The organism is Almyronema sp. (assembly GCF_052168255.1).
Taxonomy (GTDB): domain Bacteria; phylum Cyanobacteriota; class Cyanobacteriia; order Phormidesmidales; family Phormidesmidaceae; genus Sphaerothrix; species Sphaerothrix epifaneia.
Genome location: NZ_JBQLZL010000032.1, coordinates 20,213 through 38,284, shown reverse-complemented (window position 1 = coordinate 38,284; position 18,072 = coordinate 20,213). Strand labels below are relative to the sequence as shown.

The window sequence follows — 18,072 nt, the reverse complement described above, 5'->3', positions numbered from 1 at the left end:
ATTGCCATGGCTGAAACTCCTAGGCTACAGCCTACCATTACTATGCATTACTACCCCTTAAGGTAGCTGGGGACTACCAGGAGTTCGCACATCAACATACTGTTGCCACAACTCAGGCAGGCTGGGAACAGTCTTAGGCTGAATGTCGGGTTCAGATACCGATAAAACGGATTCAGGCTTGTACTTTTCTAGAGAGGAATCAAAGTAGTTGCCGCCATGAGCAAGCTGCAACCGCATATCATCCTCGATCTGACGTGCTCTGGCCTCTGCCACCCGCCGATTAGTTTGGGTATCAGGAATACCCAAAGCCATAGAGTAGCGTTGGCCATTAAACCGAAAGCGCAGTCTTAACCGCCCCCGAAATACCTCTATAGAGACACTCCCCTTAGGATTTTTGCCTGAAGGCGTCTTGTCATCGCTATACATAGCCCCTCTTAGTACATTTGAACGATACCCAAATGATACCCAAAATGCCTAAAATATGCCCAATTTTCACCCAAGATTAAAACATCAGTACTTAGAGATTGGACTAGCGCTAGAAACAAGAAACCCCTGAAACTTAAGTGCTTCAGGGGTTTTACTTTATAAGCTGGTGACAAGACTCGAACTTGCGACCGGCTGATTACAAATCAGCTGCTCTACCAACTGAGCTACACCAGCTTGTCCAGTTACCCAGTCTAGCAAACTTGGGACTAAACTTTACGGTTTTCTAACGCCCAGCGAGCCAATTCAGTCCGGTTATGTAAGCCTGTCTTGCCTAACATGTTACTCACATGGCTTTCAATTGTCCGCTGACTGACTTTCAGTTCATCCGCAATTTGGCGATTGGCCATGCCACGGGCTACAAACTGTACCACTTTCAGTTCAGTTGGCGTTAACTCTACGTCAAAAGGCACCTGAATCGTGGGCGCATTTTCGCCCCCTGGCCCTTGCCGCTGAGCTAAGCGAGCTGCTTGTTTGAGCGAAGATTCTACTTGGGCAACGAGTTCTTCTGGTTCAAAGGGCTTCACCATATAAACGTCTGCGCCTGTGTTGAGTCCCTTGACGCGATCTTGACTTTGCCCTTTAGCAGAGAGAAATAAAATCGGGATCCAGCTTGTTTGCTGATTATCTCGAACGTGTTGAACAAAAGCGTAGCCGTCCATTTCAGGCATCATGACATCACAAATAATCATGTCAGGTGTCTGATGCTCTAGAAGATCCAATGCTTCTCGACCATTGTCAGCGGTTACGACCTTAAAGCCTCGAAACTCAAGATAGTCTTTGACTAATAAGATCAAGTTAGGATCATCATCAATGAGTAATAACTGCTTTTGGTCTCCAGAGCTAGCGTCCTTCATGCGATTTACGGTATTGATGGGGTTGACTAATTTTTAAGCTTGGTTAATTAGAAAGCTAAAACGCCGTTTGACGAGGTCAATATGCGGTTTGCGGTTAAATTCAGATACACGGTTGCTTGAATTCAAATTAGTTGCTATGAATAGTTATTCCCAAAATTACTTAGATTTTAGACATTCTGAACATTTAAATAACGCTAAGTCAGCAATTTTGGTTAAGTACAACCGCTGAAGCCACGCCGCCAACTGCTAAACGCTCATAAACTTAAAGCGTTTAGGTGATCAATCTTCATCATCGGCGGCACCTGTTGGCTCGGCAGCAGCCACAATGCGATCGCCAGATAAAGCTGGCTCTACGAAAGCATAAGCCTGTACGACCCGGTTTGCCAAAAGATGTTCTTGAATAATTTGCTCAATCACGGCTGGCGTGGCGCTGTGGTACCAAACGCCATCGGGATAAATTACCATAATAGGCCCCTGCTGACAGACGCGCAGACAGTTAGCCTTTGTGCGGAAAACACAAGTCGGTCGGTCGGCTGTAGGCACATCCAGCTTGAGCGCCTTGAGCCGCTGCTTTAAATAGTCCCAGGCTTCTAGGCTGGCGGCTTTATCACAGCATTTAGGGATGCTTTGGTCAGCGCAGAGAAAGACATGGCGCTGAATCTGCTTAAGCCCAAGCGCCTGAACAGCTAGGGCTAGTGGTGGATCAATTGGATCTGCAGCACTCACGATAGGTTAGAAGGGGGGATTAAGATTCACTTTTAACCCGCCGAATTGGCAGGCTGGCAATTAAAGCGGTGACGCGCTGATCGGTTTCGAGGGAAAACTCTAGCCCATCAGGATCGATTTCTACATAGCGAGAAACGACTTCAATAATTTCTTGCCGCATTTTTTCGACGGTATCTGGGCTTAAATCGGCGCGGTCATGAGCTAAGACAAACTGCAGGCGGCGCTTCACCTCGGAGCGGCTACTTTCGGGGTAAGTCTTGGGGAATAGACGTTCTAGAAGTTCGCTGAGGATGGACATTGCCGACTACAGAATGCATTTAAGGGACACAGGCAGGTAACGCGTTTGCAGCTAGGTTTTAGCCGCGAAACATCCGGCGCAGCCGAGAAAACAAGTCGTCGTGAGGAGCGCTGAGATCCAAGAAAGGTACTTTGTCTCCCCGCAACCGCTGAGCAATGTTAGCAAATGCCAGACCTGCTAGCGATAATTTTTGTTCTAAAACCAGCGGTTCGCCTCGATTGGTAGAAACAATCACCCGTTCATCGTCCGGGATGACGCCTAGCAGCGGAATCGCCAGAATATCTTGTACGTCTTGAACTGACATCATCATGTCGGCTTGTACCATAGCTGGCTTGAGGCGGTTGACGACGAGGTGCAAGCGTTTGATGTCGTTGGCTTCTAGAAGACCAATGACGCGGTCAGCATCGCGCACCGCTGAAATTTCGGGCGTGGTGACGATGATGGCTTCTTTGGCCGCCGCGATCGCATTTCTAAAGCCCATTTCAATCCCCGCAGGGCTATCGATCAAAATGTAATCGTAGTGAGGTTCTAGCGCCTCTACTAGAACTTTCATTTGCTCTGGGGTGATGGCTTCTTTAGAGCGATTTTGGGCAGCGGGTAGCAGGGCTAGATTGGGCTGGCGCTTGTCTTTGACCAAAGCTTGATCTAGGCGGCATTGCTTGGCTAAAACATCCATAGCCGTGTAGACAATCCGATTTTCTAAGCCCAAAAGCAGGTCTAAGTTACGCAAGCCAAAATCGGCATCAATGACGACAACGCGGCGATCGCCCTTGGCTAAAGCCATGCCCAAGTTTGCCGTACAGGTGGTTTTGCCGACGCCGCCTTTGCCAGAGGTTACAACGATAATGCGCGTCATATAAACTATCGCGATGAGAATTCAAAAGTTTTCAAATAGTAGACTCCCATTAACGGGACAAATCGCTCAGGTAATTTCGAGCAAAGTCAGCAGCGATCGCGATATGAATCCCGCTCGCTCCAATATAGGCTACTTCAGGCTGATAGCGAACAGGCGGTTTTGCCGGGGGTAGCGCCACCTTATCAGCAATCCGCAGTTGGGTTGGCTCTAGGTGCAGCGCCATAATCCGGCAGTGAGGGTTGCCCGCAGCCCCAGCATGAGCCACCCCGCGTAGCCGTCCCCAAACAAAAATGTCGCCATCGGCTACGAGCGTACTGCCAGGGTTGGTATCACCCAGAACCACGATAGTACCGCGATGCCGCACCTCCATACCCGATCGCACGGTACTTTGGAAATACAACGGCTCATCGAGTGACTGCCCTGCCTCGGTAGGGGTTTGGCTTAAATGGGCTAAGCTGGCCTGCTGCTCAACCGAATAACCAGCGGTGGCAGCGGCCACTGCGGTTTGCCGCCGACTGGTGTAGACTCGCCTGAGAGAAAGCTGTTGTTCGCAGAGGGCTTCCTCAATCGCTTGTAGCTGGCGGGCATCTAACAGGCGATCGCGGGCAACCAAATGCACTGCGCTCTGAGGTTGCCAAAAGCGATCGCCGCCCTTGAGCCGTTGCTTAATTTGGAGCCACAGTTCTTCCCAGTCAGCAGGTGGCTGGCTGGTTTCCACCTCTGGTGGCAGCAGCAGCAGCAAACGGCCCCCTTCACTCTTGAAGCGAACTTGAGGGGGCGTATTCGTCTCCTCAGTCTCTGGCGTGAGTTGGCTGATAGGTGTTGGTGAAGCAGAATCTGAAGTCATGCGATCGCAGTTAGCCAAAAGTCGCTCCCTACAGAACACACATATTAGACCAGATTGTTCCAGCCCCACGAAGATTTTTGATGGTTTTGGCAGATATGTCTGAGTGGACGCTCCTTCATGCCCATTTGCACCAATTGCTGCGATCGCAGTTATGGCTGCCCGCCCAGCAATCTTTGCTGGTAGCTGTTTCGGGTGGCCAAGATTCTTTATGCTTACTGCGGCTGCTGCTAGACCTCCAGCCTAAGTGGGGGTGGCGGCTACTGGTGGCCTATTGTGATCATCGCTGGCCTGCCGACGCTGGCAATGCGGCGTTTGTCGCGGCAGTGACGCAAACGTGGCAGGTTCCCCTGGTGGTGCAGGCGGCTGTCGTGCCGCCATGTGGGGAGGCGGCGGCTCGTCACTGGCGCTATCAGGTGTTAACGGCGATCGCCCATACCTACCAGTGCCGTTATGTGGTGACAGGGCACACCGCCAGCGATCGGGCGGAAACAATTTTATACAACCTTGTGCGTGGCAGCGGTTTAAATGGACTGCAAACCCTGACCTGGCAGCGATCGCTGACGCCTGAAATTAGTTTGGTGCGGCCTTTACTCAAGATGACGCGAGCCGAAACGGGGCAGTTTTGCCAGTCGCGCCAGATTGAGGTGTGGGCTGATGCCACCAACGAAAACCTAGCCTATGCCCGCAATCGTATCCGCTTAGAGGTTTTACCCTATTTGCAGCAGCACTTTAACCCACGCGTTGAGCAAACCCTGGCTCAGACGGCTGAACTGCTAGCGGCTGAAGTAGACTATCTCGAAGCGATCGCCCACGACCTTTATCAACAGGCGATCGCGGCTGTTTCGCAACCGCCCCAGTGGCGCATTCATCGCCCCTCGCTCCAGTCTAGCCACATTGCCCTACAGCGACGGGTGATTCGGCAGCTTCTACAGCAGATGATGCCTAGCCAACCCACGTTTGGCCACATCGAAAAACTGGTCAACCTGTTAGAGGCTCCCAACCGTAGCCAAAGCGATCCGCTCCCCGGTGGCATCTGTGCCCAAGTTGAAGATGACTGGATCACATTTGTCCGAGTTTCCTGAAAAACCTAGAAAAATTTGCGGTTGACAGCGGCAATGCGACGAAAATCAAAGTGGCATCATACAAAATATCAGCCCTCGCTTGGGCATGATAGGAGCACTTAAGAAAGTCGCTTGATTGGTCAATCAACGGTCTTGACGAATTGCCCTGACCTGAGCGGAGAAATTTGGGCTGATTCGTTGACCGCTGGCTGACAACGCACTCCTCAAAACAATCATCGTTTATGACTGCTTTACTCCGTATCCTCACGGTCACTCGTCATTCATCCGATGCAGACTTTCTAGAGCAGGTGCTATCCCCAGTTGGTTACACAGTCAGCTCTCGGCAAACCGCCCAAGCCGCCTTCGATTTTCTAGCGCAGACGCAACCTCACCTCATCCTGGTTAGTCCGCAACTGGCCGATACCGATGGCTACCAGTTTTGCCAGCAGATTAAAGCCAGCGAACGTTGGGCTACGGTGCCCGTTGTCTTTATCGATACGCTCACCTCAGATGGCGATCGGCAGCAGGTTTTCGCGGTTGGCGGGTGCGACTACATTGCCCAGCCGTTGTTGGCTGTAGAAGTTTTAGCCAAAGTGCAAACCCATTTACAGAGGCAGCAGCAGCAGCAGCAGTTAGCGGTTCACCAAGAACGGTGGCAGCTTTTGCTACAGGGGTTAGGTGTTGGCGTCTTTGAGTGGAATTTGCAAACCGGGCAACATTCCATGTCTGCCAAGACTAAGGCCATGCTGGGCTACCACCCAGCCGAGCTGAAAGGAGACTATGAGACCTGGTGTCAGCTTTTGCACCCTGACGATTGCGATCGCACGTTAGCAGCGCTGAAGGCATACCTTAATCAACAAGCTCCCCAATATGATATTGAATATCGGCTGCGCGGCCAAAAGGGAGACTACCGCTGGATTCGAGCGCGAGGACGGGCAAAGTGGGACGGGCAAGGCCAGCCGCTATTGATTGTGGGTTCTCACGAAGACATTCATGAGCGTAAACAGGCGGCTGAACACCTGCGACAACGAGAACAAGAGTTTCGAGCTTTGGTAGAAAATTCACCCGATATCATTTCTCGCTTCGATCGCCAGTATCGCTACCTGTACATCAACCCGCCGATTCAAGCCATCACCCATATTCCACCTGAAGACTTTATTGGTCGCACAAGCGGAGAAATGGGCTTTGCCACAGATTTGGTCAAGACCTGGGAAACCACCCTGGAGCAGGTTTTTGTCACCCAACAAGAACAAACGCTCAATTTTGTCTACAACACTCCCCCTAGCAGTACGTATTGGTATGCCCGAGTTGTGCCGGAGTTTACTGGCGATCGCGTCACCTCCGTTTTGGTGGTCAGCCGCAATGTGACGCCGCTACGGCAGGTGGAAGATTCGCTTAGGCGGAGCGAAGCCCGGTTTCGCGCTGTCTTTGAGCAAGCAACCGTTGGCATCAATCAATCTGACCTAAAGACCGATCGCTTTATCTGTGCCAATCAAAGCTTTTGTCAGCTTTTGGGATATAGCGAAGCTGAACTTCAGCAGCTCACTTATCAAGAAATTTCTCATCAAGAAGACCTCAACTTTCATACCGCTGACTTACAACGGCTCTATCAGGAAGACATTCCGTCGCTGACGTTTGAAAAGCGCTATTTGCGCAAAGATGGCACCTTCGTCTGGACTAGCGTAACGCTGTCGTTAGTGCATGACGAGGCGGGTAAAGCCTTTGCAGACATGGCCATTGTGCAAGATATTAGCGATCGCAAGCAGGCAGAAGCGGCTTTAGAAGCCAGCGAAGCGACCAACCAAGCCATTTTACACGCCATTCCTGATCTGCTGATTTATACCGATACTGATGGCAACTATATTGAACACATTCCCGGTCACAATGTAGTTCCTTTAATTAGTACCCCCGTCCCAGGACAGACAATCAACGTTCATGATTTGCTGCCCCCTGCCTTAGCCGATCAGCGAAGACGCAGCATTCAAAGTGCCCTCACCACGGGGCAGGTGCAGGTTTATGAACAACATCTAGAAGTCGCTGGCAAGCTTGAAGACGAAGAAATTCGGGTCGTGCCGCTGCACAACGATCGGCTATTGATCATGGTGCGCAATATTACTGATCGCAAACGGATAGAAGCCGAGCTGCGTCGCCGCCAAGCGCTGCTCGCCTCCCTTAACGAAGCTTTGCCGCTAGGTATGCTGGTGGCTAACCCCAGCACGCGCGAAATTTTGGCCGTGAATCGTCAGTTTTTTAAGGTGTGGCGTATTGAAGCGCTAGAAGCCGACGTTCAGGCTGGTTTACTTAGCGACAAAGAGCTATTGCTGCAATGTCTGGAATACACTGACCTGGAAAAATTGCTGGCGACCTCTAAGTCTCCTCACCAAAACGTTCGGGTGATTGAAGACGAGCTACCGCTTAAAGATGGTCGGATTTTGCGGCGGATTTACGGCCAGGTGCGCAGTGAGGCGACCTATTACGGCTATTTCTACCTGTTTGAAGATATTACTCTGCGTAAACAGGCAGAATGCGATCTCAGACAAGGCTTAGAACGTGAACAGTCGATGGCGCGGCTGATCAAGCACATGCGGCAAACGCTAGATATTAATCAGATTTTTGCGACGACTGTGCAAGAACTGCGGCAGGTCTTACGCTGCGATCGCGTGGTGATTTATCGCTTAGAAGGCGATGGCAGCGGCCAGTTTGTAGCAGAGTCGGCCAAGCCAGGTTGGATTTCGGTATTGGCAGCTAGCGAGCAGTTGCAGCAAACGCTGTCGGTGGCCAAAGAGGCAACTTTAGAACACTTTAGGCAGCAGGCCGCCGCCGTCAACCTAATGAATCAGGGCGAACAGGCCGAAGGCGATCGCCCTGAGCAGTTTTGTATCTGCGTAGCCGATGTCTCTCAAGCCCAGCTATCAGCCAGCCAGCAAGAATTTTTGCTCCAGCTTCAGGCTCAAGCTTACATCGCCGCGCCGATTTGGCAAGGCCAGCAGCTCTGGGGCTGGCTGACCACTTATCAAAATAGCCGTCCTCGCCACTGGCAACCATCAGATATGAACGCTGTGGTGCAAATTAGCAATCAACTGGGTGTGGCTGTGCAGCAAGCCGAACTGTTTGCCCAAGTGCAGCAACAGGCTAGACAACTGCGGCAAACGGCAGAGGCGGCTAATCAGGCTAACCAAGCTAAAAGTCTGTTTTTAGCGAACATGAGCCATGAGCTGAGAACGCCCTTGAACGTCATTTTAGGGTTGGCTCAGGTGATTACGCGCGATCGCCAGATCACCAGTACCCTGCGAGAGCAGGTAGATATTATCAACCGCAGCGGTGCCCATCTGCTCGATTTGATCAACAGCGTTCTCGATCTCTCCAAAATTGAAGCTGGCCATATCTCTCTACAAACAGAAAGCTGTGACCTAGCCGCGCTGATTCAAGCCGTCAGCTCAATGTTGACCCCTCGGGCGGCTGCTAAAGATCTAACATTAACTACCTGGCTAGCCCCCCATGTGGCGAGATACGTCAAAGTTGATACCCACAAGCTCCGCCAAATTTTGATCAATCTCATCGGCAATGCCATCAAGTTTACGCCTCAGGGCAACGTGGCTTTACGGGTTGCCACGCTACCACAAATTACTTTGCCGCCCGCCACGGGGGGAACACCCACGCCGACTGTACCCCTTTGCTTTGAGGTGGCCGATACCGGCGTGGGGATTGCCCCTGAAGATATCGACAAAATTTTTACAGCCTTTGAGCAAACCAATCTCGGTAAAGACTTTACCGAAGGAACCGGACTTGGGCTAACCATTAGTCGTCACTTTGCTGAGCTAATGGGCGGCAACCTGACGGTAGAAAGCACCGTTGGCTACGGTAGCTGTTTCCGCCTCTATCTGCCTGTGCAGGTGACGACCCTAGCCGACACCCAAACATCTGAGCTACCGACGGTGATTGGTTTAGAACCCAGTCAAAAAGACTATCGCATCTTGATTGTGGACGACCAGCGCGAAAACCGTTACATGCTACAGCATCTCTTGCAGTCCATTGGGTTGCAGGTTAAAGAGGTGGCGAGTGGTCGTGAAGCAATTGAGGTCTGGCAAACCTGGCAACCGGATTTAATCTGGCTAGATTTGCGTATGCCTGGGATGGATGGGTATGCAGTGACTCGTCAAATTCGTCAGCAAGAAGCCGCGAAGAACCGTCCCCCTGTTTGTGTTATTGCGCTGAGTGCCAGTGCCCTAGAAGGCGATCGCGAATGGGCGATCGCGGCTGGCTGTGACGACTTCTTAAGCAAGCCGTTTCGGATGCAAGATCTCTTTGTCAAGATGGGGAGCCATCTGGCTTTGCAGTATCGCTATGCTAGCAGCACTAGCTTGAGTCCGGATGCGGTGGCGGAAAACTCCTCAGTGCCTAAACCGACGGCGGAAAGCTTTCAGGCGATGCCTGCTAGCTGGGTAACTCAAGTGAGGCGGGCGGCTGAGCTTTGTGATGACGTTGCGATCGCCCAACTGATTGAGCAAATTCCGGCTAATCAGATGGTTTTAAAAACTGGATTACAGCAGTTGATTCATAACTTTCAGTTTGAAAAAATTCTACAGTTGACCCCGACAAACCCGGCCTGATAGGTGCCGTTGAGCAAAATCTCCTGAGCAGCGACTCCCCTTAGAGCGTATACTTGAGCCTGTTTGTGCATTAGGCTGGCAATTTTGGGCGTTGAACTTCGCAGCTATGTATACATTGATAATCTGCAGCCTCAGCATGCAGCCTACATGGGAACAGTTGCCATTGGTTTTCTGCCCTTGCCGGGGGATGCCTCTCTCTGGATCGAAATTTCTCCTGGCATTGAGATCAACCGGATTACAGACGTAGCTTTGAAATCTGCCGTCGTTCGTCCTGGAATCCTCATGGTTGAAAGGCTCTATGGCTTGTTGGAAATTCACTCTAGCAAGCAGGGAGAAGTTCATGCTGCCAGCCGCGCGATTTTAGATTCTCTGGGGGTACGACGGACTGACTGCTTAAAGCCACGCATTGTTTCTAGCCAGGTGATCCGCAATTTGGATCCTCACCATGTGCAGCTCATCAACCGTAACCGCCGTGGCAACATGATTGTGGCCGGACAAACCCTATACGTTTTTGAAGTAGAACCAGCGGCGTATGCAGCCCTAGCGGCCAATGAGGCCGAAAAAGCGGCCTTAATTAACATTCTTTCGATCAATGCGGTTGGTAGCTTTGGCCGACTTTACCTAGGCGGCGAAGAACGCGATATTTTAGCGGCTCAAGCAGCCGTCTTAGGGGCGATCGAAAGCCTGCCTGGGCGCGATTTGCTGGCTGATCAGCAAAATGAATAGCGCTGCAAGTTAGTGCAAATGCACTAAACTTTGAAATATCTGTCGTCTCTAAACTTTGGCGAATATTTCTTTGCAGCTATTGGTGAGCTGCTCTAGAATACTAAGCCTAGCGTTTAATTTCAAAACTCGATTACTTAAACGCTACAGATAGCGTTAAGTGAGTTACCTGAGCGATCGCCCCTATGGATATCCCCCGCCTGCATCCAGACACCGTTGAAGCGGTTCGGGAACGCGCCGACATCGTTGATATTGTGTCGGAACAGGTAGTGCTTAAAAAGCAGGGAAAAGACTTTGTCGGTCTGTGCCCCTTTCACGACGACAAGTCGCCTAGTTTTAGCGTTAGCCCTAGCAAACAGTTTTATTACTGCTTTAGCTGTGGCGCTGGCGGCAATGCGATTAAGTTTTTGATGGAGCTAAATCAGCGCCCCTTTGCCGATGTCGTGCTGGATTTAGCCCGCCGCTATCAGGTTCCGGTGAAAACGCTTGAACCCGCCAAACGCCAGGTTCTACAACAGCAGCTTTCGCTGCGAGAGCAGCTTTTTGAAATTTTAGCGATCGCTGCCAAATTTTATCAGCACACATTGCATCGCCCGGATGGAGAGACGGCTTTAACCTACCTCAAGCAGCAGCGCCGCCTGCAAGCAGCCACTATTGAGCAGTTTCAGCTAGGCTATGCTCCGGGTGGCTGGCAAACCCTCTATGGTTATCTGGTTGAGCAAAAACGCTATCCGGTTGAGTTGGTCGAAAAAGCAGGGCTGATTATGCCGCGCCAGCAGGGTAGCGGCTATTATGATCGCTTCCGCGATCGCCTGATGATTCCGATTCAAGACGCGCAAGGCCGGGTCATTGGCTTTGGCGGACGAGCCTTAGGTGACGAACAGCCAAAATATTTGAACTCGCCCGAAACCGAGCTATTTGATAAAGGCAAAACCCTATACGGACTCAGTCAGGCTAAAGCCGCGATCGCCAAAGCAGATTGCGCCATTGTGGTAGAAGGCTACTTTGACGTTATTACCCTGCACGCTGCTGGCATTGCCAATGCGGTGGCCTCGCTAGGAACAGCGCTTAACGCCGCCCAGGTGCGGCTGCTGCTGCGCTATACCGAGTCTAAGCAGGTGGTGCTTAACTTTGATGCTGATGCCGCAGGGGTGAAAGCGGCTGAGCGAGCCATTGGTGAAGCTGCCGACATGGCGCATCAGGGTGATTTGCAGTTGCGAGTGCTCACGATGCCGACGGGCAAAGATCCAGACGAGTATTTGCAAACCCACACCGCCACCGACTATCAGGCTTTGGTGGCAGCAGCGCCGCTGTGGCTAGACTGGCAAATTCAGCAGTTGCTTCAAGGGGTAGACCTGCGGCAGGCCGATCAGTTTCAGCAAACGGCTCAAACCGTAGTAGCGCTGCTGAGCGAAATTGCCAATGCCAACACCCGCACCCACTACATTCGCCACTGTGCCGAACTGTTTAGCCACGGCGATGCTCGGCTGGTGCCTTTGCTGGCTGATAGTTTGCTGGCTCAGGTACGACGGCAGCGGCGATCGCCGCGTCAGTCTCAGCTCCAGCCCGATACGCCCAAATCGTGGGGAACCACCGCCCTCGAACAGGCAGAAGCAGCCTTGCTACGAATTTTTATTCACAGTAGCGATTACCGTCAGGCGGTGGTAGAGGCATTAGAAGAACGCGATCTGCAATTTAGTTTCTCGCACCATCGCGCTTTGTGGCGACAGATCAAAGCCTGGTACTGCCAATCGATCACCACAGACGAGCTACACGCTGGATTCGCAGAATGGCGATCGCAGCCGCCCGCCAATCTTGATCAACTGCGCGATCGCTGTGCTGAAGAGCCGCTGCTGGGTCAGAGCTACCACCTGCTACAGCTCGACGAAAAAACTCAGCGAGACATTTTACGGGGTTCGCTGGTGGTAAGAGCCGCGATCGCTTGCATGGAAAAAACCATGTGCGAAAAGCGCTACCGCTACTTTTTAAACCTGTGGTCAGAAAGAGACTGCACCCTCACCCCAGAACAGCACGCTTACTACCAAAAGCAAATCTATGCCGAAAAGCAGCGAATTCAAGAACTCGAAGATCAGCGCTGTGTAACGTTTGCTGATTTGGCTCAGATCCCCTGGGTAGGGGAGTTTTACGCCAGCTTTGGCGATGCAGAAGGTTAGCACTGAGAAAATTTGTCCGCTGTCATCACTAGATTTGAGCCACTTATACAGCCGTAGCCACCAGCGTTAAGCCGCTTCAATGGCTACAAGCCCTTGACCGCACAGCTTTCCTGCTGCCCGCAGCCCTGTGCCTATCAGCAGATGTTAACGCTGGCCTAGCCCTGTCTACCCTGAAACCACCGATAGGTTTAGGAGTTGCTAACATGGCGCATTCTCTCTCACGGGATGAACTTGGTCAGCAAGGTGAACAGATGGTGGCAGATTGGCTGATGCGGCAGGGTTGGCAAATTCTCTATCGTCGCTGGCGTTGCCGCTGGGGTGAACTTGACCTGGTGGCCTATCACAGTGGGGCCAACCGTCCTGATGACGCCCAGCTTAGCTTTGTAGAAGTGAAAACGCGCAGTCGCGGCAATTGGGATAGCAACGGGCTGCTGGCTATTACCGTCACCAAGCAGGCCAAACTGTGGCAAAGCGCCAAGCTGTTTTTGGCTCAGCATCCCGATTTAGCCGATTGCTCGTGCCGTTTCGACGTCGCATTGGTTAGGTGTAGAGGGGCGATCGCGCCATCACACCCACCTCAACTGATTTTGCAAGACTATATTGTGGCTGCTTTTGACTAAACCCTGAAGCGGCAACAAGTCTGGCCTTGCTCATGTTCCCTGGCTAGCCATCGCGGTGGCGGCCTATTCCGGGGTGGCAGTCTAGAAAAAATCGATCAGTTTCTGGCTATCGCCACCCGCGTTGAGACACTTCAATGGCTGCAAGCCCCTAACAGAAAAGCTTTCCCGCTGCCCTTAGCTATACCTGTCTAAATAGGCCGAATCCGTTGTGCCCAAGACGCGATCCCAAAAAGTGAAGTACAACCCTAAATGCACCTGATGTTTGCGGTGGTGAATTGCATGGTGAACCGGGCCAATCAGTCCACGCCGTAGCCAGGGTAGCGAGAAGCCGGGGGGAATTAGTTCAAACCCTAGATGGGTGGCGATCGCCCACAGAGTCATCGTCACCAAGGCAGCGATCAAAGTCAAAAAGTGCAGCGGCATCACATAAACCAAACCGACAAAAAAGAGGCCGTGGATCAAAGCTTCCCCCGGTTCAAACGCAAAAGAAGTCCACGGCGTCGGGATCCGAGCGCGGTGGTGTCCTTGATGGATGCGCTTGAAAAGTTGAGGATGATGCAGGATGCGATGCGTAAAGTAAAAATAAGTATCCTGCAAAACCAAAATGGCACCAAAGCTCAGGGCTAAATAGCCCCAACCATACTGATCAATAGAGCTGTAGAGGCGAGTGCTGCCAGCTTTGTAAGCGATCATGATCAGGGCTGCTAAAAGCGCAAAGACAAAAGCCGACGAAACCGAAAGCGCAATATCTTGGCGGATGAGATGCCACCGCTGCGATCGCGAAATTGTTTGATCCCAAACCGTAGACTTATTGCCAGAGCAAAATAACCAAAAAGCGCCGCCAGCAACTAGAAAATAGCGCCCCAAAATAAATGCCAGAAAAACCAACCAGTAATAGCCAACGTCACGAATAACCAAGCCAAACAACCAAATGACAGCATGAAGTAACTTAGCCTAGCCTTTCGCTGTCTGGCATCTATCCCCGTAAGGGTTACCCCTCGGCTGATTAACCGCCTAGACCCGCAGCGAGTCAGTGCAAGCAGTCGATACGTCGGTTGCAACTAGCGCCGCCAAAGGTTGCCCCGAACTGTCTCTAGCACGTTGCTGCAGTTCAGATTCAGTCGGCAGTCTTAACTTTGCCGCTAAGCCTAAAAACTCAAGTAGCTTGATAAAACTAAACGTTGGATCCGGCAGATAAACCACTTCCCCCGCCCGCAAGGTAATGCCATGCCGACTAGAAGCCTGAAAAGCGTGGTGGAGATTGTGCCAACCTTCTCCCAAGGTGAGAAGGGCTACTAGCTTGTTGTTGCGGCTGGCATCATCGGTGGCAAAGGGTTGTTCACCCACTAGGTGACAAAGAGAATTAACCGTCTGTACCCCATGAAATAACAAAGTCGTGCTGAGAAAAAACGCGCCAAGATATTCCAGCCCACCCAGCCAATAAGAAATCGCTCCCAGCGCCACCAGCGGGACAAAATGCAAACGGTCAATTACCTTCAAAACCACATCTTGTTCAACATCGCGGGGTAACTTGGCCGGAAAAAACTGATCAGACAACAGCCATCCCCCTTGTGACCAATAAAACCCGCCCAATTTTTGCCGAAAAGATAGGGGAGAGTGAGGATCGCGATCGCCATCGGCATAGCGATGATGGCTCATGTGGTGAGCTTTCCACCAGCTTGGCCCCATTTGTCCGGCTGAGGCAGCCACCAGACTCCCTATCCACAAAACGAACTGAGGAGCCTGATAGCTTTTGTGGGTTAGCAGACGATGATAGATGCCAGTTGTTGCCAACATGCGAACAAGATATAGCCCCACCATCCATACAAAAGCGCCCCAAGATAGCCCAGTGATCAAAATAAGTAAAGCGCCAAGATGGCTGACAAGAATCAAGGCAGGCCCAACCAGATAAGCAACAGCCGTCAGCGAGGAATATGGCCTCATGTTTCTTCGTTTTATCCTAAAAATTGTTTTTTCAAAATAGTCGTCTTGTGCCATTTTCAAGCAGACGTCGCTTCTATTCGCGACCGTTTGATAACGGATGGCTCACCCCAACTAGATGGTCAACCTATCACATTTGTAAGATTCCCAATCATTCTCGCCTGCTAGCCCGTTTACCAAAGTGGTAAGCAGGCGATCAAAGTGACTTGAAATCCTTCCCCCTTGCTAGCCCTGAAAGTTGGCGTCAGCGCCTAAAAGCTCAAACTCTCCCTTGATGACGCTGATAGCGATCGAGTTACTCACAAGCGCCTTCAAGCAAAAGGCACGGGTCGCTTGATAAAACTAGGCAACCGATAGGACAAGCCGGTTTTATAGTCAGCGGGTCTAAAATTCTGCTTTCAGGCAGTGAGACAGACGTCAAACACTTAACATGACAAAGCCCACAAGCTGAGGCCATCTCCATGGCGATAGAAGAATAAGGCCGTCGAGTTGAATCCTGAGCCAGACTCGACGGTTTTATCCAGTAAATTTGTCATGTACTAACCTGAACTTAGAGGATATTGCTTACCATACCGTATGGTATACGAAAAAGAGAGGATGCCTTCTAGCCTAGCCAGTTGGATTTTCTGCTTTTTTAGGCAGGCAGGCGCTGCAATCAAAATCTCTTTTCTAAGCTGGTAGAAAGATTTAAACCAAAGCAAACCGAAGAGAGATTACCTGAAAAAGATTTGAAAAAGAAATAGTTTTAATAAGTAAAAACAATCAGCAAAGTCAGTTGACTTTCAAAAAAACTAACGAATTCAAATAATATTTTTTGTAAACGTTAAAGGCAGCCCAGAAGGCACACTTTAGCTCAACCACAGATTTAGATAAAAGCAATCAAGCGATCGCTTTATCACCCACCCAGAAACCAGTCATCGCTAGCAGCGGTATCGCTAGCAAGGGTTAGAGGAATTTATCATCAACCGATTTTATCCAAAGTCTTCTACTTACGGCAGAGGCTAAAGCTCCAAAACTTGCCTACCCTAAGAGCGTAAACAGCAGCTTTGGCGTTAACGCTATTCACCGTTAGCGACTCAATCTATTGCTCTCTGTTTTTAACCTCAGACTTGTCGCATTTTTAACCGCTTAAATTGGATCAGCTCAATATTGTACTCACCGCCCTCGGTGGAGTCGTTCTCTTTTTAGGACTTGTCTCTGATTACTTTCGCCGCAACTGGTGGACTTCCGATCCCCTCACCGCTTTACTTTTGGGGATCGCTTTAGGCCCAGTTGCGCTCCACTGGATTGATCCGAATCAGTGGGGCTTGGCACAAGAGCACATTTTAGAGCAAACAGCTCGCCTGACGATGGCAATTGGCTTAATGGGCGTAGCTTTGCGTCTACCGCAGAACTATTTTTGGCATCACTGGCGCGGTTTAGTGGTCTTGTTAGGGATAGTGATGCCGCTGATGTGGGTAATCAGCGGCTTACTGGTTTACTTCATTTTGGGGCTACCGTTTTGGCAAGCGATGATGATTGGTGCTGCCATTACCCCCACGGATCCGGTCGTGGCTACTTCAATTGTGACTGGAGCGGTGGCAGAAGCAGATTTGCCACCGCGGTTACGCCATATTATTTCGGCTGAATCTGGCAGCAACGATGGTCTTGCCTATCCGCTGGTGCTGTTGTGTGTGTTGATTTTGGTAGGCTCTGCCGACGGCTCAGCGCTACAGACCAGCGGCGTTTTGCCCTACTGGTTAGTGCATGTTGTTTTGGGAGAAATTGTCGGAGCGGTTGTTTTGGGTGCCATAACAGGGTTTGTCGCGGGGCAACTCTTAAAATGGGCAGAACGTCAAAAAACGATTGAAAATACGTCCTTTATTGCCTATAGTCTGGCTCTTTCTATTACAGTTTTGGGGGCGACGCGGTTGTTGGGCACCGACGGCATTTTAGCTGTTTTTGTAGCGGGATTGGTTTTTGGCAATGTGATTGGGGGGCAGCAGCGATCGCAGGAAGACAACGTGCAAGAGGCGATCAACCGCTTTTTCACCCTCCCCATTTTTGTGTTGCTAGGAACAATGATCCCGTGGCAGCAGTGGCTAGCCTTGGGCTGGAAGAGTTGGCTGCTGGTGGTTGCTGTGCTGCTGTTACGACGTTTGCCTGCTGTTTTGCTGCTGTATCGTCAAATTCCGGCTTTGCAAAATTTGCCGGAGGCATTGTTTGCCGGGTGGTTTGGGCCAGTGGGTGTTGCTGCCATTTTTTATGCTGGCTATTGCCTGCGCCGCACAGGTATTGAAGAGGTGTGGCTGGTCTGTTCGCTGATGGTGTTCGCCTCGATTGTGGCTCAAGGCTTGAGCGCTACCCCCTTGACACGGCTCTACCACAGCTATGCTTGCAAGCAGACATAGCTAAAGCCAGACGATAAAGAGCAGAAGGAAAGCTTTTCTGTCGGCGGCTCTCAGCCATTGAGGTGTCTCAACCCTTGGTGCTACAGCTATACAAGGTTTAGTCCACCGCTAAAGAACTGTTCGCGGCAAAGGGGCGATCGCCGTATACCTACCATAGTGACCACTCAGCGATCGCTAAGCCCTAGCCAGAGACTTACTGCTCGTCTGGGTAAACCCATTTAGGCGGTTGCGCAGCCCGTTCTAACATCTTTTTGCGGACGGCTTCTTCCGCCATTTTTAGCATGTCATCTAAGGAAGTTTCTTGAATAAACTCAGAAGCCTGCTGCTTGTACGCTAAATTGGGGCACTCATCCCCTAACACACAGCCATTGATGCAGGCTTCGGCACAATTGATCTCCACCACTAGCTCCTTATCCAAACGTTGACGCTAAAGGACAATCCCCATCGGGGGCTTACTGGGATCTTAGCAACCTCTCAAGCCGCAAC

15 protein-coding genes and 1 tRNA gene are annotated in these 18,072 nt (G+C 51.1%); 6 read left to right on the top strand and 10 right to left on the bottom strand.

Annotation, left to right across the window (positions count from 1 at the left end; genetic code table 11):
* Window positions 1-57 precede the first annotated feature (57 nt).
* From ACTS3T_RS06795 to minC, 7 genes are all read right to left on the bottom strand, one after another.
* Entirely contained in the window at window positions 58-426 is a 369-nt protein-coding gene (locus ACTS3T_RS06795) for an Arm DNA-binding domain-containing protein (protein ID WP_462934864.1), read from the bottom strand.
* 161 nt (window positions 427-587) lie between these two features.
* Window positions 588-660, bottom strand: a tRNA-Thr gene (locus tag ACTS3T_RS06790).
* A gap of 32 nt (window positions 661-692) precedes the next feature.
* Complete coding sequence (locus tag ACTS3T_RS06785) at window positions 693-1,340, bottom strand: response regulator transcription factor (RefSeq protein ID WP_377960294.1); 648 nt, start codon at window positions 1,338-1,340, stop codon at window positions 693-695.
* 279 nt (window positions 1,341-1,619) lie between these two features.
* A complete protein-coding gene (locus tag ACTS3T_RS06780) occupies window positions 1,620-2,066 on the bottom strand; it encodes a (2Fe-2S) ferredoxin domain-containing protein (protein ID WP_462934863.1) in 447 nt (148 codons plus the stop codon).
* Window positions 2,067-2,085: 19 nt separating this feature from the next.
* Window positions 2,086-2,358 (bottom strand): cell division topological specificity factor MinE, encoded by a 273-nt coding sequence (gene minE, locus ACTS3T_RS06775; RefSeq protein ID WP_377960298.1) that lies wholly within the window; start codon window positions 2,356-2,358, stop codon window positions 2,086-2,088.
* A gap of 64 nt (window positions 2,359-2,422) precedes the next feature.
* Window positions 2,423-3,220 (bottom strand): septum site-determining protein MinD, encoded by a 798-nt coding sequence (gene minD, locus ACTS3T_RS06770; protein WP_377960290.1) that lies wholly within the window; start codon window positions 3,218-3,220, stop codon window positions 2,423-2,425.
* A gap of 49 nt (window positions 3,221-3,269) precedes the next feature.
* Window positions 3,270-4,067, bottom strand: coding sequence for a septum site-determining protein MinC (minC, locus tag ACTS3T_RS06765; protein ID WP_377960288.1), 798 nt, complete (start codon window positions 4,065-4,067; stop codon window positions 3,270-3,272).
* Between the two features lie 95 nt (window positions 4,068-4,162).
* Between minC and tilS the strand changes: the two genes are divergently transcribed.
* From tilS to ACTS3T_RS06740, 5 genes are all read left to right on the top strand, one after another.
* A complete protein-coding gene (tilS, locus tag ACTS3T_RS06760; RefSeq protein ID WP_377960286.1) occupies window positions 4,163-5,149 on the top strand; it encodes a tRNA lysidine(34) synthetase TilS in 987 nt (328 codons plus the stop codon).
* A gap of 221 nt (window positions 5,150-5,370) precedes the next feature.
* On the top strand, window positions 5,371-9,738 hold the full coding sequence (locus tag ACTS3T_RS06755) for a PAS domain S-box protein (protein ID WP_377960284.1): 4,368 nt from the start codon (window positions 5,371-5,373) through the stop codon (window positions 9,736-9,738).
* Between the two features lie 84 nt (window positions 9,739-9,822).
* Entirely contained in the window at window positions 9,823-10,464 is a 642-nt protein-coding gene (locus ACTS3T_RS06750; RefSeq protein ID WP_377960282.1) for a hypothetical protein, read from the top strand.
* A gap of 182 nt (window positions 10,465-10,646) precedes the next feature.
* Entirely contained in the window at window positions 10,647-12,635 is a 1,989-nt protein-coding gene (gene dnaG, locus ACTS3T_RS06745) for a DNA primase (protein ID WP_462934862.1), read from the top strand.
* A gap of 203 nt (window positions 12,636-12,838) precedes the next feature.
* The gene (locus ACTS3T_RS06740) at window positions 12,839-13,255 is read left to right on the top strand and encodes a YraN family protein (protein ID WP_377960278.1); all 417 of its coding nucleotides are present in this window, start codon (window positions 12,839-12,841) and stop codon (window positions 13,253-13,255) included.
* Between the two features lie 174 nt (window positions 13,256-13,429).
* Here the strand turns inward: ACTS3T_RS06740 and ACTS3T_RS06735 are convergent, their stop codons facing one another.
* Window positions 13,430-14,173, bottom strand: a complete 744-nt coding sequence (locus ACTS3T_RS06735; RefSeq protein ID WP_377960276.1) for a sterol desaturase family protein — start codon at window positions 14,171-14,173, stop codon at window positions 13,430-13,432.
* A gap of 96 nt (window positions 14,174-14,269) precedes the next feature.
* Window positions 14,270-15,199 carry an acyl-CoA desaturase gene (locus ACTS3T_RS06730; RefSeq protein ID WP_377960274.1) on the bottom strand — a complete coding sequence of 310 codons (930 nt, stop codon included), beginning with the start codon at window positions 15,197-15,199 and terminating at the stop codon, window positions 14,270-14,272.
* Between the two features lie 1,130 nt (window positions 15,200-16,329).
* Between ACTS3T_RS06730 and ACTS3T_RS06725 the strand changes: the two genes are divergently transcribed.
* On the top strand, window positions 16,330-17,586 hold the full coding sequence (locus tag ACTS3T_RS06725; RefSeq protein WP_377960272.1) for a cation:proton antiporter domain-containing protein: 1,257 nt from the start codon (window positions 16,330-16,332) through the stop codon (window positions 17,584-17,586).
* Window positions 17,587-17,779: 193 nt separating this feature from the next.
* Here ACTS3T_RS06725 and ACTS3T_RS06720 read toward each other — a convergent pair whose 3' ends face one another.
* Window positions 17,780-17,989 (bottom strand): hypothetical protein, encoded by a 210-nt coding sequence (locus ACTS3T_RS06720; RefSeq protein WP_377960270.1) that lies wholly within the window; start codon window positions 17,987-17,989, stop codon window positions 17,780-17,782.
* Window positions 17,990-18,072: the final 83 nt, after the last annotated feature.